We start from the raw sequence: 23,940 nt of genomic DNA, 5'->3' as shown, positions 1-23,940 counted from the left end.
AATATAAATGTACCATGAAATTTAGTTGAACCCACATTATTTTTCAGAAAACTCTTTTGCAGCTGTATCATTCATTTTTACGATATGCTTCTTTGCTTGTTTCATACTTCTCGTTAAACCAAAATGAAAAAAGATAACATCTCCTTTAAAAAAATCGGGATGTCTACCTGCTCTACCAGAAATCTGAACAAGTGCACTCTCTGTAAAGATAGTAGATTCCGCACCTAGTACCCCCACTTGAACATTTGGAATGGTTACGCCTCTTTCTAGAATGGTGGTTGTAACTAGTACATCGTATTTATAATCTCTGAAGTGCTGGACCTTTTGTTTCCTGTCTGGATCATCAGCAGACACCCCTTCTACATTTAAGCGGTGTTCTCTAAGAACCTTCGTTACCTTCTTCATGGTCGAAATAGAAGGAACAAAAAGTAAAATCCTTCTCTTCTTTGTGATATGTTTCTGCATCCAATTCATTACTTTAGGTGGGAGCTGGTTCTTTTTTAATTTCTTCTTCCAATGTCCAATCCATTGAAAGGACGGGACAGGTAACGGTTGTTTGTGAAAGCGCAGAGGAATTTTTATGGCTTCTAGTTGTCCACGAGATACATCTCTTTTCATTTTCTTAGAGGGCGTCGCACTTAAATAAACCCTAACCCCTTTCTTTCTCATTGCCTTTAAAACAGCAAATTGGAGACGTTCATCGATTGAATAAGGAAAGGCGTCGACTTCATCTATAATAAGCACATCAAATGCATGTTTGTATCTCATCAACTGATGAGTTGTGGCGATCACTAGCGGTGCTATTTGGAACCTTTGAGGGCTTCCTCCATAAAGAACAGCTATTTTCATTCCTTGAAATGCTTTTTTAAGCCGCGGCTCTAGTTCAAGGACAACATCTGTTCTAGGTGTCGCAATGCAGACACTCATTCCTTGATGTAAGGCATATTCAATTCCGTAAAAGAGCACCTCTGTTTTCCCTGCCCCGCAAACTGCCCAGATGAGTAGGTCAGATTTGTTTTTTATCGCTTCGATCAATTTTTCGGACGCTCTTTTTTGTCCTTTAGACAGGTTTCCCTGCCATGTTAATTCCGTATGACATGTTTCTTCCATTTGTGGACCCGTCCATTCATAAAGAAAGCCACATTCCGTTGTTTTCCCCATCATGATGCATGATCTACAGTACACACAATCTTTTTGACACATGTCACACGGAGTGTGGGCAAAGTACCGCTTTTTTGATACACCACATCTACAGCAAGTAAGACCATTTGCTTTCCTCTCAATAGCAGGTGTTCGGATGACGAACCCTTTCTCCTCCAGCCAATCCAAATCGGACTGTGAGCATCTTGTTTCAGCGGTAAGCAGGTGGCGTGACTGCAGTTGCTGCCTTAGTTCCATTGCTTTGTCCATGTTCAATTTCACCAAACACCTTTCAACTGATGTTTGCCTATTATGCGCAAAGACATGACCTTTCGTCCAACAGCTAAAATAGAAAAACAAAACCCCTTTTCTATTAGAAAAGAGGTTTTTTAAGATTTATCTAATCACCCAGCCAAGAGCTATAGAGCCTTCGCCTAGATGAGTGCCAATCACGGCACCAAAGTAGCTTTTATAAAATTCAACATGAGGATACTTTTCTGATAAGTGCGCAATTAAGTCGTCTGCTTCTTCTTCTCTATTACCATGTATCAGTGTTGCTCTCATCGGGACACCACGTGATGCATCTTCGTCAAATAATTCAAAAATACGTGAAATGGCTTTTTTCCGCGTACGAATCTTCTCAAAAGGGACAATTAGCTTGTTGTCAAAATGCAGTATAGGCTTTACCTTTAAGAGGCTCCCAATAAAAGCCTGAGCACCATTTAATCTGCCGCCTCTTTGTAAATGAGTTAAATCGTCTACCATAAAATAAGCTCTCTGATTCTCTTTCAGATAATTGAGATGGGCTAACACTTCTTCTAGAGAAGCACCACCTTGGATTTTTTCAGCAGCTTCTATCGCATAAAAACCTTGCGCCATACAGCTAGTTTCTGTATCAAACGGATAAATATCAATCCCGTCAACTAGGTCATTTGCTGAGGCTGCACTATTATATGTTCCACTAATTCCGCTTGAAAGGTGAATACTAATCACGGCATCGTATGTTTCACTTAGTTTTTCATATAATTCTATTAACTCTCCGAAAGCAGGCTGAGAGGTGGTTGGAAGGTCTTTATGCTTTTTGACTTCTTCATAATATGTCTTCCAATCCATTTCTATTTCTTCACGGTATGATTCGTTGCCAAAAATGACATTAAGAGGGATCATATGAATATGATGTTTATCACGCAGCTCTTGTGGTATATAAGCAGTACTGTCTGTTACAACGGCTATTTTCATTCTTAAATACCTTCCTTATCCGTTAAGTTGCTCTTTTTTATTTTCAAAGAATGATCATTGTTATTCATTAGATTTATAATAGTAATCAAAAAAGCCTGCCTAATCAATAGGCAAGCCCGTTATATCCGAAAAAGACTCCTTATCTACCTATCATTTCTCTCCAGTTAACATGTGAGAGAACCAAAAACAGGCGAAAAAGGAGTACTTGTCCGGAACATTATCTCATTTCTACCCAGCCGTTTTTAATTGCTACAACAACAGCTTGTGTACGGTCGTTTACATTCATTTTTTGTAAAATGTTACTCACGTGGTTTTTGACTGTTTTCTCACTAATAAAGAGCGACTCACCAATTCCTCTATTGCTCTTTCCGTCAGCTAACATTTGAAGAACTTCGCACTCACGTCTCGTTAAGATATGAAGTGGTCTGCGAATTTCAGGATATACCTCGTGCTGCGGATGTGCTGAAACGCCACTAGTCGCTAGGCGTCGGAATTCATTTACTAAGTTATGAGTAACTTTCGGATGTAAATAAGATCCTCCGTCAGCTACGACTTTCACTGCTTCAATGAGCGTGTCTGCATCCATTTCTTTTAACAGGTAGCCTCTTGCCCCTGTTTTCAATGCATGTGTCACATAGTTTTCATCGTCATGAATAGATAGAATAATGACTTTTGATTCGGGATAAAGCTCAACTAGCTGCTTTGTAGCCTCTACACCATTTACATTCGGCATATTAATGTCCATAATGACAACATCCGGATGATAGTGTTCTACGATACGTGCAGCTTCGTCACCGTCGTCTCCTTCTGCAACTACTTCAAAAGTAGGTTCAAAATCTAAAATCCGTTTGACACCTTCACGGAATAATTGGTGATCATCAATAATTACAATATTTACTTTAGTCACAAGCTACGCCTCCCCATGTTTATTGTTCTACACCTGAACTTTATGGTCAATATGTCTTTTGTCTCTATTTTACAATTTTATTTTGCAATGTTAATGGCACGCGAATCATGATGAATGTCCCTAGACCTATTTTTGAGTCTATGGTCATTTTACCTTCCAGTAAGTCTACGCGTTCTTTCATGCCAAGTAAACCGAAGGATTTGTTTTTGTTTGTTTTCACATCTTTCATATCAAAGCCTTTTCCATCGTCTTTGATAATTAACGTGACAAAGTCTTTCGTCACTTCTACTTTTACAGAGATTTCTTCAGCTTCGGAATGCTTTAGTGAATTTGTGACAGCTTCTTGGGCTAGTCTAAACAGTGCCACTTCAAATTGAGAAGCAATTCTTTCGCTTTCTGTATCCCCTAGGCATTGGAACGTAATCTTGGTTTTTCCATCATACTCTTCGATTGTGTTTAAATATTTTCTTAGCGTCGGAATGAGACCCAAATCATCTAAAGCCATTGGTCTTAAATCATAAATGATTCTTCTCACTTCGTACAGAGCATTTCGCACATTCTGTCTGAGACTTCTAATTTCTTTAAAGCCTTCTTCTGTCCCACGGTCTCTGAAAATCCGTTCAATTAATTCGGAACGCATCATCACGTTTGCCAGCATCTGGGCCGGACCGTCATGAATTTCCCGGGACACCCTTTTGCGTTCTTCTTCTTGGGCTTCAATAATTCTTAGTCCAAAATCTTGTTTTGCCTGAGCATCTTCAAGTAACACGCCAACTTGGCGTAAGTCCTGATTGAGATAGTTGAGAACAACTGTGATCTGACTCACAAGCGTTTCAGAGCGTTCAATGACGTCTTGCAGGCTTAACAATCGTCTTTCCAGATCGTCTCTTCTTTCTCTCAGCTGCTTTTCGCGCTGCTGGATCATGGTGAGTTCCACTTGCAGATTATGTGCTTTTTCGTAGGCCTCCCGTATTTCTTCTTCGCTAAATTTGTTGAAGTTTCTGCTGACCTCAGATAAGCGATTTCTAGCATGTCTCGTATGGACTTCGAGTTTATCCCCAAAATCAATTACTTCGTTTACTTGCTGCTTGATTTGCTTCAGCTCTTCTACTAGGCTTTCATATTGTTGACGGGACTGTTCGCCTATCCTAAATACTTCGTCCTTGCTGCCATCAACTGTACTTAGCATTTTCATGATGATTGAATCCAATAATTTCGGATCCATTTTAGGTGTTGTCATGGCTTTTCCCTCCCGTAACAGTGATGTCATCTTTTTTTATTATAAATGTCATTGATCTGCATTTTATGTCGAATTATAATGAAAGAATGCGTATAAATCATGAAGTTTTTATGACGACCCTTTTTCCGCCCCTATCATCATAACAAAATACGCTGTAAAATTCTAAAACCAATGCAAATTTTCTCTAGTCTTACAATTTGCTTGTCAGGAGGGTAAGTCTTTTGCTGAATCGCTATCTTACAGTAAAAAGTCGTGGCGAGCATGAGATCGTCATTGAAAAATCACGTTTTATTTGTCATATACAGCGTGCTGTCTCAGAAGAAGAAACACAAGCATTTATACAATCCATTAAAAAACAACATTGGAATGCCACACATAATTGTTCTGCCTATCTCATTGGAGAACATGACCTGATTCAAAAAGCGAATGATGATGGTGAACCAAGCGGTACAGCAGGTGTGCCAATGCTTGAAGTGTTAAAAAAACGGAAGCTGAAAGATACAGTCGTAGTGGTCACTCGTTATTTCGGCGGTATTAAGCTAGGCGCCGGTGGATTGATTCGTGCCTACGGAAAATCTGTATCAGAAGCCATCAACCATGTTGGTATGGTAGAACGCTGTTTAATGCGTACGATGCACACAACAATAGATTATACATGGCTTGGAAAGGTAGAGAATGAGCTTAGAGCCTCATCTTTTCAGCTAAAAGAAATTCATTATGCAGAAGATGTTATTTTTGAGACGTATGTAGAAGAAACACAAACAGAGCAGTTCATTGAATGGATGACTGAGCTGACAAATGGAAAGAGTGTTACAAAAGAAGGCGAACTGATTTATTTAGAAAAGGACATTGGTCCGATAAAGGAGACAGATGAATGGCACAACGAGTAAGAGTGCGTGTACGAAAGAAAAAGAGTAAGAAGAAGAAAATTTTCAAACGTATCCTGGTCTTATTTTTGCTTCTTATCATCTGCATGGGCGGATTTGCAGTATATAAAATAGTCAATACACTTCAGGCTGCTGACAAAACATATGATGAGCTAGACCGAGGAGAGAAATCGAAGCTTCGTGATGCGGTCATTGATATTAAGAAGAAACCTTTCTCTGTACTATTTGTCGGAATTGAGGATTATGCCACAGATGGTGATCATGGCCGTTCAGATTCACTCATTGTCGCAACGATTAACCCTCAAGACAAAACGATGAAAATGGTTAGTATCCCTCGTGACACACGCGTACAGCTTGCAAGTGACACGACAGGAAATAAAGAAAAGATCAATGCAGCATTTGCTAAAGGTGGAAAAGACGAGACGATTGAAACTGTCGAACAATTCTTGCATATTCCGATTGATAAATATGCAACCGTTGATTTTGACGGATTCAAGGATGTCATTGATGAAGTCGGCGGAATTGATATCGATGTTCCATTTGACTTCAATGAAAAAAGTGATGTGAAAAAATCGAAAAAGATTTACTTCAAAAAAGGCAATATGCATTTAAACGGGGAAGAAGCACTTGCTTACGCTCGAATGAGAAAACAAGATCCACGCGGTGATTTCGGACGTAATGATCGTCAGAAACAAATTTTACGCGCAATGATTGATCAAATGTCGAAGGCAAATAACATTGCGAACGTCGATAATATCGCTAAAGAAGTAAGTGATCACATTACGACCAACTTCCGTATCACAGAAGGTCTTGCACTTCAGCAAATCTACAGCGGATTTAAAGGAAACGACACAGAAACACTTTCTATTAAAGGGTCAGATCTTTATTTAGGACCAAATCGAACGTATTACTTTGAGCCAGATCAAACCAATCTAGCTAACGTACAAAATGAATTACGGACGCATTTAAAGCTTCCTGCTGAATCTTCGACTGAAACAGATTCACAAACCAATCCACCCTCTGGTGAAACAGGGTCAAGTGATACAGCTAATCCTTCGACCAGCACACCAGGACAATAATAAAAACAGCCCAGTTCCTAGGAACGGGCTGTTTTTTATTGTCTTTTGACCATTCGTTTATAGAATTTCGTAAATGGTTTGAACTCTTCGTTGACCAAACCCGTGACTTCCGCAATCACTTGCATAAACATTACCAGTAAAAAGATAATGATGAGCGATAACCAAATGGTCGCGCTTGTCAGCAAAATCGCACTTAAGCTAAAGACTAAGCCAATCATGTAAATGACGATGACCGCCATGCGATGGGACAAGCCAAAGGCCATTAGTCTATGATGAATATGAGATTTGTCTGGCGCTGAAATCGGCTGTTTGTTTAATATGCGTCTAATGATTGCAAAGGTCGTATCAAATATAGGAACACCTAGAATGATCACAGGAACAACAACACTAAACAAAGTGACACTTTTGTATAACCCTAAAAGTGACAGCACCGAGATCATATACCCTAAAAATAGCGAACCGGTATCCCCCATAAAAATCTTCGCCGGATGAAAGTTGTAAAAGAGAAAGCCGATCGTACTGCCAATGACGACAAGAGATAAAGAAAGAATCAGAATCTTATCAGCAGAAAATGCCATCACTGCAATCGTTGATAAACCGATGACAGAAATACCGGCAGCTAGTCCATCAAGGCCGTCAATTAAATTTATGGCATTTGTGATGCCGACAATCCATAGCACGGTGAGGGGATATGCCATCCAGCCTAACTCAATTCGATCTGTTAAAAAAGGAACAGAGAAAAAGTCCATTTTTAAGCCCGTGCTCACAATCAAACAAGCAACAAGAACTTGTACGAGAAATTTAAATTTTGCACTTAAATTATATTTATCATCAAATATACCTAAAATGACGATGAGTACGGCACCAACTGAAATTGCTGTAATTTTATTATGTAGAAACAGCCCGCCTGCTAATGCTCCAGCCGCTACCCCAATAAAAATTGCCAAACCACCCATTCGAGGCATTACTTTATCATGAACTTTTCGTTTATTCGGCTGGTCCACTGCACCAATCTTAATTGCAAACTTTTTGACGATTGGTGTCACAATTAAAACTGTAGCCAGAGAGACAAAAAACGCTAATAAGGCGCGTTCGTAATCCATAGGTCAGTCTCCTTCTAAATTGAAATCTGTATTTTGTATATTGGCCGCTCTTTCCATTATACAATTGAATAGAGGATGATCACAAGCTCCCCCGGTGAAGAAGAAACAAATAAAAACGCACAATCCCGAATGAATTATGCGTTTTCTTTAATATTCGTTAGTTCCACCATGTTTGTGAACAGCGCGTGCCAATCTTTTTTCTTCGCACGGCTTTGTCTTAGATGTCTATAGGTCGTGTCGTCTTTTTTGCTGATCACTTTCAGGCAGGCTTCTACGAAGAGCGCAGGATCATCGCCCTCTAAATATTCATACACATCCTTCTCTTTTAGCCTTTCCGTTGATGGGAGATTTAAACCGACAACCGGTATTCCAGCTGCTAAAAATTCATAGAGCTTGAGAGGGAACACCGCTTGATTGTAAGGGGATTGTTTGTATGGCATCATGCCTACATCAATCAGCTTCATATAAGCAGGTACTTCTTCTGGTGCAACAGCTCCTGTCCAAATCACATTTGGCCGTTTGAGTGCATGCTGAAAAGATGGATCTCCATTCGTTCCATCCGGACCGACAAATAAAAATGTCCAATCAGGCCGCATGCGAGCAGCTTCAGCCATCATGTCAAAATCGAGCTTTGGCTTGATTCCTCCGATAAAACCAAGCACGGTTCCTTCTCTTCCTTCCAGCACATCTTCTTTACACGGAAGATTGCTTTTCGCAAATACATCGTACTCGACGCCATTTTCCACAGTAAACACATCTTTCGGTTCTCCCATAAGACGTTTTTTGATTTGATCGTGTAAATATTGAGAAGAGCATGTAATGCTGTGTGCGTATTTAATGATTCGATTTTCTGCTTTGACAATGACACGCTGCCTCATATAAGAAAGAATGTTGTGTTTGCCGCTTATCGGCTCTCCCCACAGGTCACTGCAATCATAGACAATGTGTTTCCATTCAAATAAGGAAGATAAGAGCGGAAAGCCCGGAAACGTATACCATAAACAAACAGCAATCCCCTTCTTTTCCTCCTGCCGCAAATGTTCAAGAAGAGGGGACAATTTATGAATATAGAACATGTCTTGATATCGGCCAAAGCGAAATAATTTACTCTTGAGCACATCAGGAATGGTCAATTGCTTCATTCGATCTGTTATGGGCTGAAAGGGAGCTGTATGACGAGATGATGACGGGCATACCCAGATGACCTCTTTTGTTTCTGGATCAGATGCTAGAAATTCGGCCAGCCGATGCCGTCTGTACCTCAGTCCGTCCTGTCCCCATTCTCCCGTCGCTACGACAACATGTATGATCGAGTCTGCTTTCACCTTTATCACCTTTTTTCCCTTCTGTTTATAAGCGCTTCTTCACAGCATTTGTCGCATAGTGCATAAAACACCAGGACGCTTTGACAAAATGAAGCTGCTCAATTTCTCTGTAGACAAACCACGTTTTTTTCGCTGCTTTCCACTTGTTACTAGAGATGGAGTTCCCAACGATGCGATATTCACTGAGCGGTTCACTCATACCATAGGCTGTAAATCCTCTTTTTAATATAGACAGCCATGTAGCTAAATCCTGCCTTGTGCGAATGTTCGGCATTTCCACATGTCCTACCTTTTTAAGATCAAGCATGACCGTTAAACAGCCGATAATGGTATTTTTCAAGGCTTCATTATAATCTAATTTCGCTGGCGCAGTGACGGTTTTTTCTAACGGTTCTCCATTTTCTGCAATGATGTCATATGCCGTAAATGTAAAGGCATAATCATTTGTCAGCATGAAGTCTACCTGTTTTTCAAGCTTCGTCTCTTTCCACTTATCATCGCTGTCTAAAAAAGCAATAAAGCGCCCTTTTGCCTGGTTGATGGCTGCGTTTCTAGCAATGGCGGCTCCCCCATTTTCCTCTAAATAAATGACGTTGATTCTGTCGTCCGCTTGACTTAAATCCCCTAATAGCTTTCTCGTTCCATCTGTAGAACAATCATCTGCAATGATCAGCTCCCAATTGGAATAGGTTTGGGCAAGGACGGAATGAACTGTATCCGTTAAATAACGTTCCGCATTATACGCCGGTGTAATGATGGATACTAACGGTTGATTGTTCACCTAAGACTCATCTCCAGTTCATCATTAAGATTCTTTGAACACTTCGGGTAAGACCACAAACATGAGCGAGATGCTAAAGCCAATGACAAGCCCAAGCAGTGCACGTTTTTTGGCTGACATGCCTTTATTGCCCTCATCAAGTACTTGTGCAGGATCGACAATCTTTGCCTGCTTCATTCCAAGCTTTGTCGACTCCAATTCATATAAGAATCGTTCTTTATCGACTTTGGAATCATTGCTGACAGATTCGTCTTCAAGAGCAGCTAATCTACTTTCAATCACCTGCTGCCTTTTTGTAAATAATGCTTTGTCTTGCTTAAGAAATGTCTCCGACACCTGCTTCACGACAGCCAAAGCGCGATCCTTATCGGCATCTGTGAAAGACAGCTGTAATTGTGTATCTGATTGATTGGTAAGGATGAGACGGGTTTTCACATCCTGCCTTTCTTCTTCTTTGACATCACTGAGTGCTTCGTTTAGAAATGCATCGCTTTTTAATAGAGATGTCACTTCTGCCATATTGTTATACACCCCATCATCATATTTACCAAGAGTGAGGGTAACAGCAGCTGTGTAACTGGACTGCTGCGTAGTTCCTTTAGCAAAAAAGAAACCAAAGGCGCCTAATATGACAGGCAGCAGGATGAGCCATACGATGTACTTTTTGATTCGCTTCCCTATCCTAGATATGAAACCAGACATGTTCATTCTCCCAACATTGACGTATTTGCTCTTTCACTAGTGTAGCCATACACACGTAGCATCACACACGGTTTACCACAGCTTGAGTCGTTGTTTGTTTTTCAACATATTCACCGCTGCGATCACCAGTCCTAAAAATACCCAGTGGAAATATAAATTCGAGACGGAGCTAGGACTGATACTTGAAACGAGAAAGCTCAGCATGGCTGCAAACAACCCTTCAATGATCATTTTTGCCGATCTTGTGTCAGCCCATTGGTATTGTTTGTACAGTGTGAACATGAGATAGGCGTATACTGAGATATAGCCCAGCATGACCGCTAACCCAAAGTTCGTCATCAATTCCAGCAGCCAATTGTGCACTTCTACGACCTGGTCTGTATCAAAGATCGAAAAGTGAGCTAAGTAGTAAGACACATTCCCCGCTCCAACCCCGAATCCGTACGAATTCGTAAAGAAGTGCCAAGCATTTTTGATCAAATTCGCTCTCGCGATGTTAGACGGGAGTGGTTCACTAAAAGAATGCGCGACCTGAGAAGCGAGAAACAAGTCATAAAAGACCGAATAAATCTTGGCTGAAAAGACAGCGATACAGATAACAACAAGTCCGCCTGCTGCAATGATTGACCACTTTTTGAGAAATCGCGGCAGCAGCAGCCACACATAGAGCGCCACTCCTGCAAATATGCCAAGCAGACTGGCTCGGGATTCGGTTAACAATATGAGATACAGTGCGGCGATTGCCCCTAATAATCCAAACGCTTTGATAAAACCGTTTTTCATTTGACGCATGCACGCTAGATATAAAAAGAAACTAATCGATAAAAACGTCGCAAAGTCATTTTGATTAAAAAAGACAGATGTAGGATAGTGCTGTTTATACGCTGGTCCTAGATACAATGAGGTATTCGGTAAATGGTTCAATGTAAAGTGATTATAGAACCCAATCCCCATCACAAACACAGTCATGACCAGCCAAATGCTATAAAAGGTCACCACTTGATCCATTCGCTGAATGAACATGACGACAAGAAAGACAAACCCCATCCCCATTGCAAGCAGGGACATATATTTCAGGCCGTCTGTGACCGAATGAGCCCAAAGCAGTGAGATGAGCCCGTAAAGAAACCACGCAGCGAAAAAACCAAGAATTCCTTTGACACGAATCTGCTGCCACTGCGATATGTACGTCCCCTTATCTCTCATCCGCCATATGAATAAAGCAAAGACGGCGATAAGCATAATACGGTAGAGAAAAAGACTAAAGAATCCAGCACTAATAGAAAAGAAAGCGTTGTTGAGAAAAGTCAATGCAATCAAAAGATAGATGGCTGACATGAAGATTTGCTCACCATTCATGTATAGCTTCATCAACACGAGAGCAGCCGACAGGATCAAAAGTATAACCGGAACAGCCACCATCTTCTTTAACCCGACGGGCTGGGCGGTTGCCATTTGTACAAGCCCGATCCCTGCTGCAAACAAAATACATCCAATCATGATTTGCCATGCTGTTTGTTTCACACTCATACCCATTTTCCTCCTAAGCAACCCATCCGATTTGAGGGATTAAGCCTTGACTTCCTGTTCATAGTAGGAAATGGTACGAGCCAAACCTTCCTGTAAACTCACAACAGGCTCCCATGCTAAGACTTGTTTCGTTTCCTCATTTGCCAATGTACTATGCACAATATCTCCTGCACGCTGCGGCTTGTAAATTGGTTCAAGATGCGATCTCGTCACCCGCTTCATCGTTTGAAACAGCTCATTCACAGTGATCGAATCACCACATGAAATATTTAAACAAACGTTTGATTGAGCTGTTAAAGCCGCAACATTCGCTGCTGCTAGATCACCTACATAAATGAAATCTCTTGTTTGTTCCCCGTCTCCGAAAATGAAAGGAGCCTCATCTTTTGCAAACTTATCAGAGAAAATAGAGACAACTCCGCCTTCGCCAAGTGCGTCTTGTCGCGGACCATAAACATTGCTGTACCGAAGAATACAATAGTCCACATCATACAGTGATTTTGCCATTTCTAAGTATCGCTCTACTGTGAGTTTCGATAACCCATAAGGCGAACCAGGCTTTAGCCGGTGAGCGGTGTCTACTGGCAGATACACTGGATCTCCATAGACAGCTGCTGATGAGGCAAATACCACTTTCTTGACACCAGCCTCTGAAGCCGCTTTGATTACATGCAGAGATCCTTTAATATTCACTTCTTCGTCATAAACGAAATTCTGAACGGAAACGGCTACACTCACCTGTGCTGCAAGGTGAATGATATAATCCGGTCTCATTTGTTTGATCAAATCAACCGTTTCTGATTTTGTGACATCTGCCTCAATGCATTGAACGGAAAGATGGGCAATATTTTCCCGAGATCCAGTTGAAAAGTTATCAAGAACGATGGGCTCGTAGCCTTTTTCTAGTAAAGCCTCTACCGTGTGTGATCCAATAAATCCGCTTCCCCCAGTAACCAATACTTTCTTCATCCAAGCTCCCCCTGTTATTGTGCCTTTGATACCAATTCTGCTTCCCATACGCCTGGGCGGCCGATAGACTGGTAAATAAATCCTCTCTCTTTCATTTCTGCTGGATCAAACAAATTCCTTCCATCAATTACAATCGGTGAACGAAGCAGCTGCTTGATCTGATCTTTATCCATCTTCTGTACGTCATCCCATTCTGTTAGGATGAGACAAGCATCCGTATCTTTTACTGTTTCATACAGGTCATTACTGAAGACAGCCTGCGGGCCAAGCTCTCGTTCTGCTTCTACATAAGCAATCGGATCATAGGCCTTCACAAAAGCACCCAGCTCTCTCAGCATGGGGATAATGTCTAATGCAGGCGCAGAACGCATATCATTTGTATTCGGCTTGAATGCGAGACCTAAGACAGAGATGGTTTTTCCTCTAATATCACCGAATACACTCATCAGTTTGCTGACAAGGTGAGCTCTTTGGTGATTGTTCGTTTCAATCACGGACTCGATCAGCTTGAACCGGTAGCCGGCTGTTTCGGCAATTTTGAGAAGAGCCATCGTGTCTTTCGGGAAACAAGAACCCCCAAATCCAATGCCCGCTTTTAAAAATTTATGCCCGATGCGGCTGTCTAATCCAACTCCTTCGCTGACTTTTTCAACATCAGCGCCCACCCGCTCGCAAATATTTGCAATGTCATTGATGAATGAGATTTTTGTGGCAAGCATGGCATTTGCAGCATACTTAATCATTTCAGCACTTTCTAAGTTGGTCTCCACAACCTCTGTTTGAAACGGATCATGCAATCTTTTGATGATGGTTGACGCATGGGTGCTTGTCGAGCCTATTACTGCCCGCTCCATATTCATCGTGTCTTGGATTGCAGAGCCTTCTCTGAGGAACTCTGGATTGGATACGACATCAAAAGGATATTTACTGCGGGATGCTTTTTCGACAATGGCTTGAACGAGCCGGCCTGTTCCAACGGGCACTGTGCTTTTATTGACGATGATTTTATAGCCATTTAGATGTTCACCAATTGTTTGAGCGACGGCTTTCACGAACGTTAAATCTGCTTCCCCCTGTGCTGTCATCGGTGTCCCTACAGCAATATAGATAATCTCTGATTCCCTGATAGCGGCAGGAATATTGGTTGTAAAAAACAGTCTTCCTTCCTCCGTATTCTTTTCAATCAATTCCTTTAAACCCGGTTCATAAATGGGAACGACACCACTTTTTAAGCTGTTGATTTTTGATTCATCGATGTCACAGCAGATGACACGATTTCCGATATCAGCAAAACAAGTACCCGATACTAACCCGACATACCCTGTTCCAATCACAGCAATTTTCTTCAACATTTTTCATCCTCTCAGTAAAAGCATATTGTCCGTTCCAAGCTGTTTATCTATCTATCATTCTTTGCACATTTCATCTTGTTTAAACGATGGATATTGATTGATTAAGCACCTTTTCATATTGCTGTATGAGATGCTTCGCATTATTTGCTGATGAATATTCTGTATGAACGATTTGATGAAGATCGTTCTTCACTTGTTCATTCCATCTGTTTTCATAAAGATAGGCGTGAATGGCCTCTTTTAACTGATTCGTCGAACGCGGATCAACGAGCAGGTGTTGATAGCTAGAAAATAAAGATGGAAGACCACCGACTCGTGTCGCAATGACAGGTACTTTTAAAGCAAGCGCCTCTAGGACGACGGTAGGCATTCCTTCACTATAGGAAGGAAGTGCAAACAGATCAGCTGCCATTAAGTAGTCTTTCACCTGCTCATTCGGCACCTGTCCTGGGAGTACAATGGATGCTCCAGCCCGTTCTTCCACCCCCTTTGCAAGGGGGCCTTTTCCAACAAAGACTGCTTTCACACCATCCATGCCGCTGACAGCATCAGCTAATTCAAGTAAGCCCTTCTCTTTGACTAATCGCCCGACGAAGACAACGAGCTTGTCGTGAAGGGGTAAGCCTAACTTTTTCCTGATGCCTTGTTGATCTTCTTCCGTTTTAGAAAATGACTGAAGCGGAATACCGAGCGGGAGACATTGCGCTTCCACCTTTGTCATGTCATTTGTCTTTTTAGCAAGCTCCTCGCTCACCGTCAGAACAGCAGATGCCTGTTTCACCGCCGTTTCAAAGGCTGCATGTGCCCCTTTGCTATAGCCTGGATACACGTTCACATCACTGCCATGTAAGGTCAAAAGATAAGGAATTTGCGTTTCTTTCTGAATCACAGCCGCCGCTCCGCCAGACGGCATCGCAAAGTGCGCATGGATAAAATCTGGTGACAGCTGATAACGCTGCATGGCGCCTAGAACAGAAGCCGCTATTCGTTTACTCGGCTGTGCCCATTTCAGCTGTCCAGGGATCGCTGTATAGGGCGGCCTGTATACTGTCACTCCTTTTCTTACTTCCTGTTCGGGCATATCTTTTTTCTGCCGATAGGCCGCCTTCAGCATCCGCAAAACCGGTAAATTTACTGGATTGGGACAAATGACAGTCACTTGTATTCCTTGTTTGAGCAGCTCCTGCACTTGCGTTTCATGGAATACGCCTTCACTTGGATGTTTTTCACTAGGATATACACTTGTCAGCCATAGCACCTTCATGACGAACGACCTCTTCTCAATAATTTACCTGCCACCTGCGGATACATTTTGATGAACAGCAAGCCATACAGTGCAGCACTGACACAAATCGTCAATCCTAATTGAAGTAAAATATCCGCTGACGTCAGCTTCATGCCTTGATGCAAGAAAACCGCACAGGCGGCCATCAACAGCGTCATGACAGCAGGCTTTCCAAGTGATTTTAAATACACCTTCATATCAAGCTGAATGACATACGCCATGAGCCACCTGCCGACAATAAAGTTGAGCAGACTGACACCTGAGTAAACCCAAGCTACTGTGAGCAGACTGCCTGTGCTGACACCTGCATATAAGGCGCATCCATACACGATGAGCATCCCCGTATCCCAATAAAAGGCTAAGTCCGCTCTCCCTTTGGCAAGAAGTATTGAACCGTTTGGATTCATCAGCACACGCAGAAGGCCGACAATGCACAAAATGTTAAGAACCGGAACGGCTACGAGCCATTTCTCTCCAAACACTACTTCTATAAAGCTATCTGATACGGCAGCAAGACCGATTAATAATGGAAAACTAATCAATGCGAGCATATTCGTCATACTGAGGAAGCCCTCTCGCAGCATGGAGTGATCACGCTGACTTTTTGCGAAAACAGGGAAAGCCACTCTCGTCACGATTGGGTTAATCTTCAGCACCGGGATCGTTACAATTTGATACGCCAAGCTGTAAATACCTAATGCTTCCGCTCCAAGAAACCGGCCGATTAAAATCATGTCTATGTTCGATCCTGCTCGATTGACCAGTCTGGATGCGAGCTGGAATGCACCAAATGAGAAAAATTCTTTCACTTCCCCTAATGCAAAAACAGGTGCTGGGCGCCACTTCTTCCAATAAGCTGCGGCATACATAAGCCCTTTTCCTGATTGCAGCAGCACTTGAGAAATGACATAGGCCACAATCGGATTGATGAAAAAGGCCAGAACGAGTAAAACAAACAGCGATATCATGGTTGCAATGGCTTCAATGGTACTTAATGTTTTAAAGGCTAAGTCCTTTTGCATCATGTATTGGTATTGCTGGCCAATTGGTGCAATCAGAAACATGATGGATAATAGTTTGAGCAAACCCTCCAGCTCTGGCCGGTTATAAAAGGCGGCAATCATTGGGCTTACTAGAATGAGTAAACAGAATAAGACAATTCCAGTGAGCAAATTGATCCAATATAATGTAGATAATTGACGTTCTGTTGTTTGTTCCTTTTGGATGATCGCTGCCCCAATCCCTAGATCAAGTAAAATCTGCGTAAATATTGTGACAGTTGTGATCATGCCAACGAGTCCAAACTCCTTCAGTGACATCACGTTCCCTAAAAAAGCGAACTGTGCGATTTGGATAATCGTAATGATGAATGCGGACAAGCTTGTCCATTTTGCCCCGCCTAGTATGCGTTTTTTCATACTTGCCATTTCTCTTCCCTACTTTACTTATCTGGCTCCGTCACCCGTCATGATGACTTTTAACGTTTTTACCATAATCTTCGTGTCGAGAGAAAATGTCAAGTTTTGAATATACTGTAAGTCGTGTGTTAATTTTTCACTCGGACTCATTTCATATCCTCCATTTACTTGAGCAAGACCTGTCAGTCCCGGCTTTACTGCTAATCTTTTCGTAAAACCTGGAATCGTCCGATTAAATTCTGCGGTAAACATCGGTCTTTCCGGCCGCGGACCTACGATACTCATTTCTCCTTTTAACACGTTGATAAATTGCGGGAGTTCATCGATTCTTGTTTTACGAATGAAGGCTCCCACTTTGGTGATACGCGGGTCATTTTTTTGTGCCCATTTCGCTCCTCCGCTTTCAGCGTCGGTTCTCATCGATCTGAGCTTCCATAATTTAAAGTAAACACCGTCTTTCCCTACCCTCTCCTGCATATAAAAGGCTGGTCCCGGTGTTTCCAGCTTAATCAAGAGAGCAAACAGCAAAATGATCGGCGTACTCAACATCAATCCGATGAACGAGAACATTAAATCTATGAAACGTTTTGCAAATAAATAACGAACCATATGTTCTGTTAAGGCAAAAGAGTGGTTTCGTCTCACTTCATATTCTCTATAAAGATTCATCGCTTTCTCTGCACTCACTGACCTGCACCTCACCATCTAAAGTAGTTGTTGTGTAAAGAGATGTTCTATGAAAGTCAGTTTATCAGAGCAACATTAAGCAAATGTAAATGCGCTGTTAAGTCTTGTAAAACTGTGTTAAGAATGTGCACTTATATAAAGTTATGCCCTTTTCAACGTAAAAAAGACCCGCAATTCTGCGGGTCTTTGGGTCTTTTCTTTATTTTGCTTTGACGGATTCGATGGTTTTTAATCGAAGGGTTCCGTTTGCATCTTTTGTATAGGTTACTTTCACTTTTGATTCTTCTTTTAAGCTGTTCACTTGTTTAGAAAACGCATTTCCGAACTGAATAGCTACTTCTTTGCCATCAATGTTCACAGCAATGGTATGTCCATCAGCCAAACCGACATATGTGCCTTCTTTGGTGACTTCATTTTTCTTATTTGTTGTTGATTCTTTCTTTGTTTTAGAATCAGCTTTTGATTGATCCTTAGCAGGTTCTTCTTTTGTGATTTCTTTACTTGAGCTGTCTTTTGCCGCTTCATCAGATTGACCAGCTTGCTCTTCTTTTTGAGCAGCTGTTTCTTTGCTTTGATCATCTGCTTTTTCATTAGATGACTGATCTTCTGTTTTTTCCTCTGAAGCATTTTCTTTCTTTTGATCAGCCGCTTCGGTTGTTTCCTTTTTGCTGTCATCCTTATTGTTGTCGCTTGATTGATTTGTTGTGCCGCATGCTGTAAGTACTACACCTAGAAGCAATACTAGAAACGGCATTGTGATTAATTTTTTCAAGATCGTCACCTCTTCATGATTTGTCGATTTGCTGTCGCTTGAAGATTCATGCGTAAACCATTCACCTTCTATGTTTCAATTATAACAAAGATAACCAAAAATGAAATGTATTTTTAACTTGACACATTATTGATTACCCGATCACTTCATAGACTTTTGAAAAAAGGCTGCCGAGAGACGTTCTCGAGCAGCCTAAGAGGAGTATCTGAGGCACCCCTCATGTTTGTATTTTCTTATCTAAAGTAACCTGACACACCGCTTGAAATGCCTGACGCTAAACGATCTTTATACGTAGCAGATTTCAAGATGTTTGAATCAACTGGACTGGACACAAAACCAGTTTCTAAAAGAACACTCGGCATTTTAGAATATTTAATCACGTAGAATCCAGCTGTTTTCACACCACGGTCTCTTGTACCAAGTGCACTGACCATTTTAGGCTGAATGTTTTGCGCAAGCTTCAAGCTGTTTGCAGACGCATAGGTTTTGTCATAATACGTTTCTGTTCCGTTTGCACTGCTGTTATCATTTGAGTTGGCATGGACACTAATGAAGATATCTGCTTTCGCATTCGCACCTTTGCTCACTCGTGTTTGAAGACTGTCAAATGTGTCTGATGTTCTTGACATGGTAACAAGTGCACCAGCGTTGTTTAATTTCGTATTTAAACGTTTTGCTACATCTAAATTCAAGTTCTTTTCATATAAACCGTAGCCTACAGCTCCTGAATCATGTGCACCATGACCTGGATCAATGAATACTTTTTTCCCGACGGCAGGATTTTTTAATTGATTCACAACAGTTGGTGTCACCGTATTTGTACTGCCTACGACAGTAAATTTGGTGATTTTTTTACTGCTGATTGTTGCTCTTGTTACTTTTGGTAATGTCTTTTCATTCGTTAGAAGCAATGCTTTGTTTTGCTTCGCTGCGATCCCTGCAGCAGAAGATGAAGTGGCATAGCCAAATCCTCTTCCTACATAGGTATTATACGTGCTCATATTATACTTTTTCACAATATTAGCGGCAACGTCATAACGAGTGGAGCCTTTGATTCGTGTTGGAGATTTCAATTGATTATAAGCTGCTTTTGTGACGTAATTTTCTCCGCCGACTACAATGGTTTGTTTGACATTGCTTGCTTTTGCAACAGAAGCGATTTCAGAACGAAGTCCCTTTTTATCTGTGTAGAGAATCGGGAATCCTTTTTGTGCTGCTACCGGTGCAATTGCAATCCCATGAGCATAGAAGGAACCTTCAACGACAACGACGCCTGCTGGCTTTTTCATTTTTTTCGCGATATTTGCAGATAGCTCATATCGATTTTTCCCTGAAATACGTTGTGTAGAGATGCCCATTTTCTTCACTTCGTTGACTACGTTGTTTGACACACTTGATGTACTGCCTAAAACGATAACTGTCTTTGTTTTTAAAGCCTTTAGGGCTTTTTTCGTATCACCCGAAAGACTCTTACTGTTTGTATAAAGAACTGGTCCATTTTTTTGGTGTGCAAGTGGAATCCCTGCTGTTGCATCTGCATACGCAGTTTTCCCTACTAAAACGACTGTACTTGCAGTTCCCCATCCCTTTTTCGCTACGTTTGCTGCTACAGCATATCTGCTCCCGCCATCAATTCGTGAGACGGAATTATCTGCTGAAGCTGTCGGAACAATAACGAAAATGGCGATAAGGCTGAGGATGGCTGTTTTCATGATTGAGCGCATCATCTATGTCCTCCTTTAACCCTTTAATAGTTTGTTAGTTTTGTACCTGGATAGTAGAACGAAAGTATGGAAGAATATGAGTTTCCAGATTCTGCTCTAGCTTTGGCTCCGTATTGGCTCATACCAATGCCGTGACCATATCCTTTTCCTGAAATCGTAAAGTCATTTGTATTGTTTTTGACAGACGCAAATGTGCTTTTCACCTTTGTTGCGCCCATGACGGATCTAAACTCGGTCATCTTCATACTTGCCGTTGTGCTTTTGTTTACTGCATACGTGCCTGTTTTATTTTTCAGATGATATGTCAGCTTGATCGATACCGTCTTCGCACGCTGGCCTTTTGTTTTTCCTGAGAATGTCAGGCTTGAGATGGATGCAATCTTCATATCAGATGCAGCTGTTTCTTTGTTTTTGAGCAGCCATGATTTGAGACCAGCAAGGTCCGCTGCATTTGTCTCTTTTGTCTTAGACCACTGAGATGCTGCTGTGCTAGCAGTCAATGTTGTGCCTAGTTGTTTTTTAGAGAGTTTTAGCGTCCATGCATTGACCGGATCTTTTGTATCCTTTTTGGCCACTAAGTACGGCAGTGCATTTGCCCACACTTCTTCACTTGCCTCTGTATAACCGCCATTACTAGAATAATAGGTTGCTGAAATGAGCTGATTGTTGTATTTCAGTACCTTCCCTTTTGTGGCATCGACAGCTTTTGTCGAATTCGTGTACCAGTTATATCCTCCATATACTTGGAAGGCAGTTGTATCAGGTACGACTTTTCCAATACTTTTCACTGAATACGTTCTAGCGGCAACTGCCTGTGCTTTTAGCGCTTCAACATGCCAGCTTGCAGGCATTTCATTTGGTACTACGCCTTTTAGATAGTCTTCAAATGGAATATTTTCGAGAGTCGGCCTGATATAACCTGATTCAATTGCAAAGTTGACGCTGCCTAAGTACGGCTTCCCTGCAATTTGAAGGACATTTTTCGTTGAATATTTCTCAGGAACAACTCTTAATGTGTTATACGTCTTTATGCCTTTTAATGAAATTTTTCCGTTAGAAATATCCAATTGGTAGTTTTGATTTTTTTTCAGATAGACTTGTTTAGCTAATGAGTTTTTCAAGCTATCTTTAATCGCACTTGTGCTACCAGCAAGGTGATAAGCATATGTACCCTTTTGTTTCAGCAGTGCTTTTAGTGACGCTGTGACAGAATCTGGTTTCACATACACAACGGTACTGTTAGACTTTGCAGCCAATTGAGACAGCGGCATAGCATAAATATAGCTAGAGGCTTTTGCCAAATAAACTTTATCTGCATTGATATTTAATTTCTTAATAATATTCACAGATAGTTCATAGCGATTGGCACCACTGATTCTTGTCACCTGTGACGTTTTTTTAATTTGATTCTCTACTTTTTGTCCCGTACTTTTCGTACTGCCGATGATGATGACTTTACTTGGCAGCTTGTAAGACGGAATGGAATCTTTTTTTGTTAACAGGATTGGATATCCCTTTCTCGATGCATAGGATGCAATCGCAATCCCATTCATAAATGAGTTTCCGCCGACAACGACAGCTTGCTTATAGTTACCCATTTCTTTAGCGATTTTTTGAGAGATTTCAAACTTGTCTTTTCCACTAATACGTCTGACTTTGCCATACTTTTTAATAGATTTCTCAGCAGCTGTGGAAATACTTTTCGTGTTACCGATGATCAGGATGTTATCCGGCTTCATTTTCTTCAGCTGGTTTTCAGTTGTTTTTGTCAGTCTTTCAATGTTCGTATACAAAATGGGTGCGCCTAGTTTGTAAGCTAACGGTGATACAGAAATGGCGTGATCAAATGCATCACGGCTCACAATGACAACAGTTGATGGATTCTTCCAGCCGGCAGACGCGATGCTATTAGCAACTTCGTATCGATTTTTGCCATCATATCTTTTCGTGACAGCCACATTCGATCCTGACAGCTTGTATTCTCCAGCTGTGGATAGATCCATCGTTTTTTTATTTCCGATATAATTAGACAATTTCACTGAAATTGTCGAGCTAGCCATGGCAGACTGAAAGGGTGCGACTAGTAGAGTCAGTGTCATGAGAACAATAAGTGTAACGCCTGTTTTCTTCAATTTTGTTCATCCCGCCCATCTTTTTTACTTCTGTTTTTCAATCTTTTGAATTTCCTTTTGACCACTGTCATTGATAAAGTAAGAGATTTCTACTGTGTCTCCTGGTTTGAATTCATTTAACACATCTTTAAAATTATCCGTAAATTCATAGCTTAAGGTCGTATTCACTTTTTTCACTTCGACTGTATGTGCATCAGCCATTCCAATAAATTCAGCTTTTTCTTCCAGCACCTGAGGAGTTGAACTGCTTGTCTTGTTTTCTCCCGAGGACTGCTCAGCCGTTCCACATGCTGTGAGCACGATACCAAGTAGTAGTATTAAGAACGGTAAAACGACGATTTTCTTCATTTTTTTCACCTCATGTCTTTGTATCGTCTTATAACTTAATATTTTAAGGTAAATTTAAGGTTTTTTGAAACCTTTTTTTTGTTACAACGTCTATATCTAGGTTCAGAGTAAAAAAATAACTTGTTTATCAAGATTCGTAAACCTATAATCATGGAAGAATCATAGAAAAGGTGAGGGACATTATGAGAGCTGAAAGAAAACGAAAGAAAAAAAAGGTTCTTTGGATTGTTTTATCGATTATTGGCTTATTCGTATTAGCAACTGGCGGATATGCATATCATCTTTGGAATACAGCAGCATCAACCGTGGCAGGCATTCAGGAGAATTTAAAGAAGTCAGATAAGCGTGACAAAGATGTCGATTTAAATAAGAAAGACCCGATTTCTATTTTAGTCATGGGTGTTGACGAAAGAAAAAATGACCGAGGCCGTGCGGATACATTAATATACATGACCGTTAACCCAAAAACCAAAACGACCGAGATGGTGAGTATCCCGCGTGATACGTATACAAAAATTGTCGGAAAAGGCACAATGGATAAAATCAACCACTCCTATGCATTCGGCGGCACACAAATGGCAGCAGATACAGTAGAGGAATTGCTTGATGTACCTGTTGATTACTTTGTGAAAGTCAATATGGAAAGCTTTAAGGATATTGTCGATACACTTGGCGGCATTACAGTTAACAGCACATTTGCTTTCAGCTATGACGGCCATTCATTTGGTACAGGAGAAATTAATCTAAATGGAGATCAAGCCCTTGCCTACACAAGAATGAGAAAGCAAGATCCAAAGGGTGACTTTGGACGTCAGCAAAGGCAGCGCCAAGTCATTGAAGGCATCATTGCAAAAGGGGCAAACATTTCATCTATTACGAAGTTCGGCGATATGTTCAAAGTCGTGGAAAACAATATGAAGACCAACATGTCATTTGATGATATGTGGACGATGATGAATGACTACCGTGATGCAAGACAGCGTGTGGAGCAGCACGAGCTGAAAGGAACAGGAGCACGCATCAATAACATCTATTATTATCAGCTTGATGATAATAGTTTGGCTAAAGTGAAGAAGGAATTGAAGGAAAGTTTGGAGCAGTAAAAAAGAAGACTACATGACTGTAGTCTTCTCAGATTGTAGAGAAACTCATGTTTTTCTACAATCTTTTTTATTTTCATCGTAATTATGATGGATGGGATTTAATGAAAAAGGCCTCCCACACACCTAGCCTAGCTTCGCTAGGTGTGTGGCAATCTTCTTCATGTTCTGGCACGCAGCTGTGAGGAGAACTTGCTCACTCACGTTTTGTTTTCCCCTC

The 23,940-nt window shown here is 41.2% G+C and carries 21 protein-coding genes; 3 read left to right on the top strand and 18 right to left on the bottom strand.

Annotated features, from left to right (window positions below):
* Positions 1–36: 36 nt before the first annotated feature.
* The 4 genes from C6Y01_RS09600 to degS form a co-directional block, all read right to left on the bottom strand.
* A complete protein-coding gene (locus C6Y01_RS09600) occupies positions 37–1,416 on the bottom strand; it encodes an ATP-dependent helicase ComFA (protein ID WP_141227726.1) in 1,380 nt (459 codons plus the stop codon).
* 120 nt (positions 1,417–1,536) lie between these two features.
* Entirely contained in the window at positions 1,537–2,379 is an 843-nt protein-coding gene (locus C6Y01_RS09595; protein WP_034660152.1) for a DegV family protein, read from the bottom strand.
* Positions 2,380–2,596: 217 nt separating this feature from the next.
* The gene (gene degU / locus C6Y01_RS09590; RefSeq protein WP_008348273.1) at positions 2,597–3,286 is read right to left on the bottom strand and encodes a two-component system response regulator DegU; all 690 of its coding nucleotides are present in this window, start codon (positions 3,284–3,286) and stop codon (positions 2,597–2,599) included.
* 64 nt (positions 3,287–3,350) lie between these two features.
* Positions 3,351–4,526, bottom strand: coding sequence for a two-component sensor histidine kinase DegS (degS, locus tag C6Y01_RS09585; protein ID WP_003213166.1), 1,176 nt, complete (start codon positions 4,524–4,526; stop codon positions 3,351–3,353).
* Positions 4,527–4,747: 221 nt separating this feature from the next.
* Here degS and C6Y01_RS09580 point away from each other — a divergent pair, with 221 nt between their 5' ends.
* Both C6Y01_RS09580 and C6Y01_RS09575 read left to right on the top strand, forming a co-directional pair.
* Positions 4,748–5,416 carry a YigZ family protein gene (locus C6Y01_RS09580; protein ID WP_106038105.1) on the top strand — a complete coding sequence of 223 codons (669 nt, stop codon included), beginning with the start codon at positions 4,748–4,750 and terminating at the stop codon, positions 5,414–5,416.
* A complete protein-coding gene (locus C6Y01_RS09575) occupies positions 5,401–6,492 on the top strand; it encodes an LCP family protein (protein WP_034660153.1) in 1,092 nt (363 codons plus the stop codon). The genes C6Y01_RS09580 and C6Y01_RS09575 overlap by 16 nt, the downstream gene beginning before the upstream one ends.
* A 35-nt stretch (positions 6,493–6,527) precedes the next feature.
* Here C6Y01_RS09575 and C6Y01_RS09570 read toward each other — a convergent pair whose 3' ends face one another.
* The 14 genes from C6Y01_RS09570 to C6Y01_RS09505 form a co-directional block, all read right to left on the bottom strand.
* Positions 6,528–7,595 carry a glycosyltransferase family 4 protein gene (locus tag C6Y01_RS09570; RefSeq protein ID WP_034660156.1) on the bottom strand — a complete coding sequence of 356 codons (1,068 nt, stop codon included), beginning with the start codon at positions 7,593–7,595 and terminating at the stop codon, positions 6,528–6,530.
* Between the two features lie 134 nt (positions 7,596–7,729).
* A complete protein-coding gene (tuaH, locus tag C6Y01_RS09565; protein WP_034660717.1) occupies positions 7,730–8,920 on the bottom strand; it encodes a teichuronic acid biosynthesis protein TuaH in 1,191 nt (396 codons plus the stop codon).
* 25 nt (positions 8,921–8,945) lie between these two features.
* On the bottom strand, positions 8,946–9,701 hold the full coding sequence (tuaG, locus tag C6Y01_RS09560; protein WP_045210160.1) for a teichuronic acid biosynthesis protein TuaG: 756 nt from the start codon (positions 9,699–9,701) through the stop codon (positions 8,946–8,948).
* 24 nt (positions 9,702–9,725) lie between these two features.
* On the bottom strand, positions 9,726–10,403 hold the full coding sequence (gene tuaF / locus C6Y01_RS09555; protein WP_095285725.1) for a teichuronic acid biosynthesis protein TuaF: 678 nt from the start codon (positions 10,401–10,403) through the stop codon (positions 9,726–9,728).
* A gap of 72 nt (positions 10,404–10,475) precedes the next feature.
* Positions 10,476–11,933, bottom strand: coding sequence for a teichuronic acid biosynthesis protein TuaE (gene tuaE, locus C6Y01_RS09550; RefSeq protein WP_106038104.1), 1,458 nt, complete (start codon positions 11,931–11,933; stop codon positions 10,476–10,478).
* Between the two features lie 39 nt (positions 11,934–11,972).
* The gene (locus tag C6Y01_RS09545) at positions 11,973–12,902 is read right to left on the bottom strand and encodes an NAD-dependent epimerase/dehydratase family protein (RefSeq protein WP_034660160.1); all 930 of its coding nucleotides are present in this window, start codon (positions 12,900–12,902) and stop codon (positions 11,973–11,975) included.
* Positions 12,903–12,916: 14 nt separating this feature from the next.
* Positions 12,917–14,254 (bottom strand): UDP-glucose 6-dehydrogenase TuaD, encoded by a 1,338-nt coding sequence (gene tuaD, locus C6Y01_RS09540; protein ID WP_034660163.1) that lies wholly within the window; start codon positions 14,252–14,254, stop codon positions 12,917–12,919.
* A 79-nt stretch (positions 14,255–14,333) separates the two neighbouring features.
* The gene (tuaC, locus tag C6Y01_RS09535) at positions 14,334–15,518 is read right to left on the bottom strand and encodes a teichuronic acid biosynthesis protein TuaC (RefSeq protein ID WP_106038103.1); all 1,185 of its coding nucleotides are present in this window, start codon (positions 15,516–15,518) and stop codon (positions 14,334–14,336) included.
* Positions 15,515–16,966, bottom strand: a complete 1,452-nt coding sequence (gene tuaB / locus C6Y01_RS09530) for a teichuronic acid biosynthesis protein TuaB (protein ID WP_034660166.1) — start codon at positions 16,964–16,966, stop codon at positions 15,515–15,517. Before tuaB ends, tuaC begins: the two co-directional genes overlap by 4 nt.
* Positions 16,967–16,984: 18 nt before the next feature.
* Entirely contained in the window at positions 16,985–17,644 is a 660-nt protein-coding gene (locus tag C6Y01_RS09525; protein ID WP_034281119.1) for a sugar transferase, read from the bottom strand.
* A 199-nt stretch (positions 17,645–17,843) separates the two neighbouring features.
* Positions 17,844–18,416 carry a prolipoprotein diacylglyceryl transferase gene (locus C6Y01_RS09520; protein WP_034660168.1) on the bottom strand — a complete coding sequence of 191 codons (573 nt, stop codon included), beginning with the start codon at positions 18,414–18,416 and terminating at the stop codon, positions 17,844–17,846.
* 233 nt (positions 18,417–18,649) lie between these two features.
* Complete coding sequence (locus C6Y01_RS09515; RefSeq protein ID WP_106038241.1) at positions 18,650–20,140, bottom strand: N-acetylmuramoyl-L-alanine amidase; 1,491 nt, start codon at positions 20,138–20,140, stop codon at positions 18,650–18,652.
* A gap of 23 nt (positions 20,141–20,163) precedes the next feature.
* Positions 20,164–22,272 (bottom strand): SpoIID/LytB domain-containing protein, encoded by a 2,109-nt coding sequence (locus tag C6Y01_RS09510; protein ID WP_106038102.1) that lies wholly within the window; start codon positions 22,270–22,272, stop codon positions 20,164–20,166.
* A gap of 24 nt (positions 22,273–22,296) precedes the next feature.
* Positions 22,297–22,620 carry a hypothetical protein gene (locus C6Y01_RS09505; RefSeq protein WP_024423640.1) on the bottom strand — a complete coding sequence of 108 codons (324 nt, stop codon included), beginning with the start codon at positions 22,618–22,620 and terminating at the stop codon, positions 22,297–22,299.
* A 182-nt stretch (positions 22,621–22,802) separates the two neighbouring features.
* Between C6Y01_RS09505 and tagU the strand changes: the two genes are divergently transcribed.
* Positions 22,803–23,723, top strand: a complete 921-nt coding sequence (tagU, locus tag C6Y01_RS09500; protein WP_034660171.1) for a polyisoprenyl-teichoic acid--peptidoglycan teichoic acid transferase TagU — start codon at positions 22,803–22,805, stop codon at positions 23,721–23,723.
* Positions 23,724–23,940 lie beyond the last annotated feature (217 nt).

Origin of the sequence: Bacillus sp. NMCC46, assembly GCF_002998465.1 — a bacterium.
Taxonomy (GTDB): domain Bacteria; phylum Bacillota; class Bacilli; order Bacillales; family Bacillaceae; genus Bacillus.
This window is presented reverse-complemented; position numbering and strand designations above follow the sequence as displayed.

What these genes read in the sequence shown, in the direction of transcription:
- C6Y01_RS09595 (WP_034660152.1), bottom strand. Translation starts at nt 2,379, where the DNA reads ATGAAAATAGCCGTTGTAACAGACAGTACTGCTTATATACCACAAGAG.
- C6Y01_RS09545 (WP_034660160.1), bottom strand. Translation starts at nt 12,902, where the DNA reads ATGAAGAAAGTATTGGTTACTGGGGGAAGCGGATTTATTGGATCACAC.
- C6Y01_RS09505 (WP_024423640.1), bottom strand. Translation starts at nt 22,620, where the DNA reads ATGAAGAAAATCGTCGTTTTACCGTTCTTAATACTACTACTTGGTATC.
- tuaB (WP_034660166.1), bottom strand. Translation starts at nt 16,966, where the DNA reads ATGGCAAGTATGAAAAAACGCATACTAGGCGGGGCAAAATGGACAAGC.
- tuaF (WP_095285725.1), bottom strand. Translation starts at nt 10,403, where the DNA reads ATGTCTGGTTTCATATCTAGGATAGGGAAGCGAATCAAAAAGTACATC.
- tuaE (WP_106038104.1), bottom strand. Translation starts at nt 11,933, where the DNA reads ATGAGTGTGAAACAAACAGCATGGCAAATCATGATTGGATGTATTTTG.
- degS (WP_003213166.1), bottom strand. Translation starts at nt 4,526, where the DNA reads ATGACAACACCTAAAATGGATCCGAAATTATTGGATTCAATCATCATG.
- tuaC (WP_106038103.1), bottom strand. Translation starts at nt 15,518, where the DNA reads ATGAAGGTGCTATGGCTGACAAGTGTATATCCTAGTGAAAAACATCCA.
- C6Y01_RS09570 (WP_034660156.1), bottom strand. Translation starts at nt 7,595, where the DNA reads ATGGATTACGAACGCGCCTTATTAGCGTTTTTTGTCTCTCTGGCTACA.
- tagU (WP_034660171.1), top strand. Translation starts at nt 22,803, where the DNA reads ATGAGAGCTGAAAGAAAACGAAAGAAAAAAAAGGTTCTTTGGATTGTT.
- C6Y01_RS09575 (WP_034660153.1), top strand. Translation starts at nt 5,401, where the DNA reads ATGGCACAACGAGTAAGAGTGCGTGTACGAAAGAAAAAGAGTAAGAAG.
- C6Y01_RS09515 (WP_106038241.1), bottom strand. Translation starts at nt 20,140, where the DNA reads ATGCGCTCAATCATGAAAACAGCCATCCTCAGCCTTATCGCCATTTTC.
- tuaD (WP_034660163.1), bottom strand. Translation starts at nt 14,254, where the DNA reads ATGTTGAAGAAAATTGCTGTGATTGGAACAGGGTATGTCGGGTTAGTA.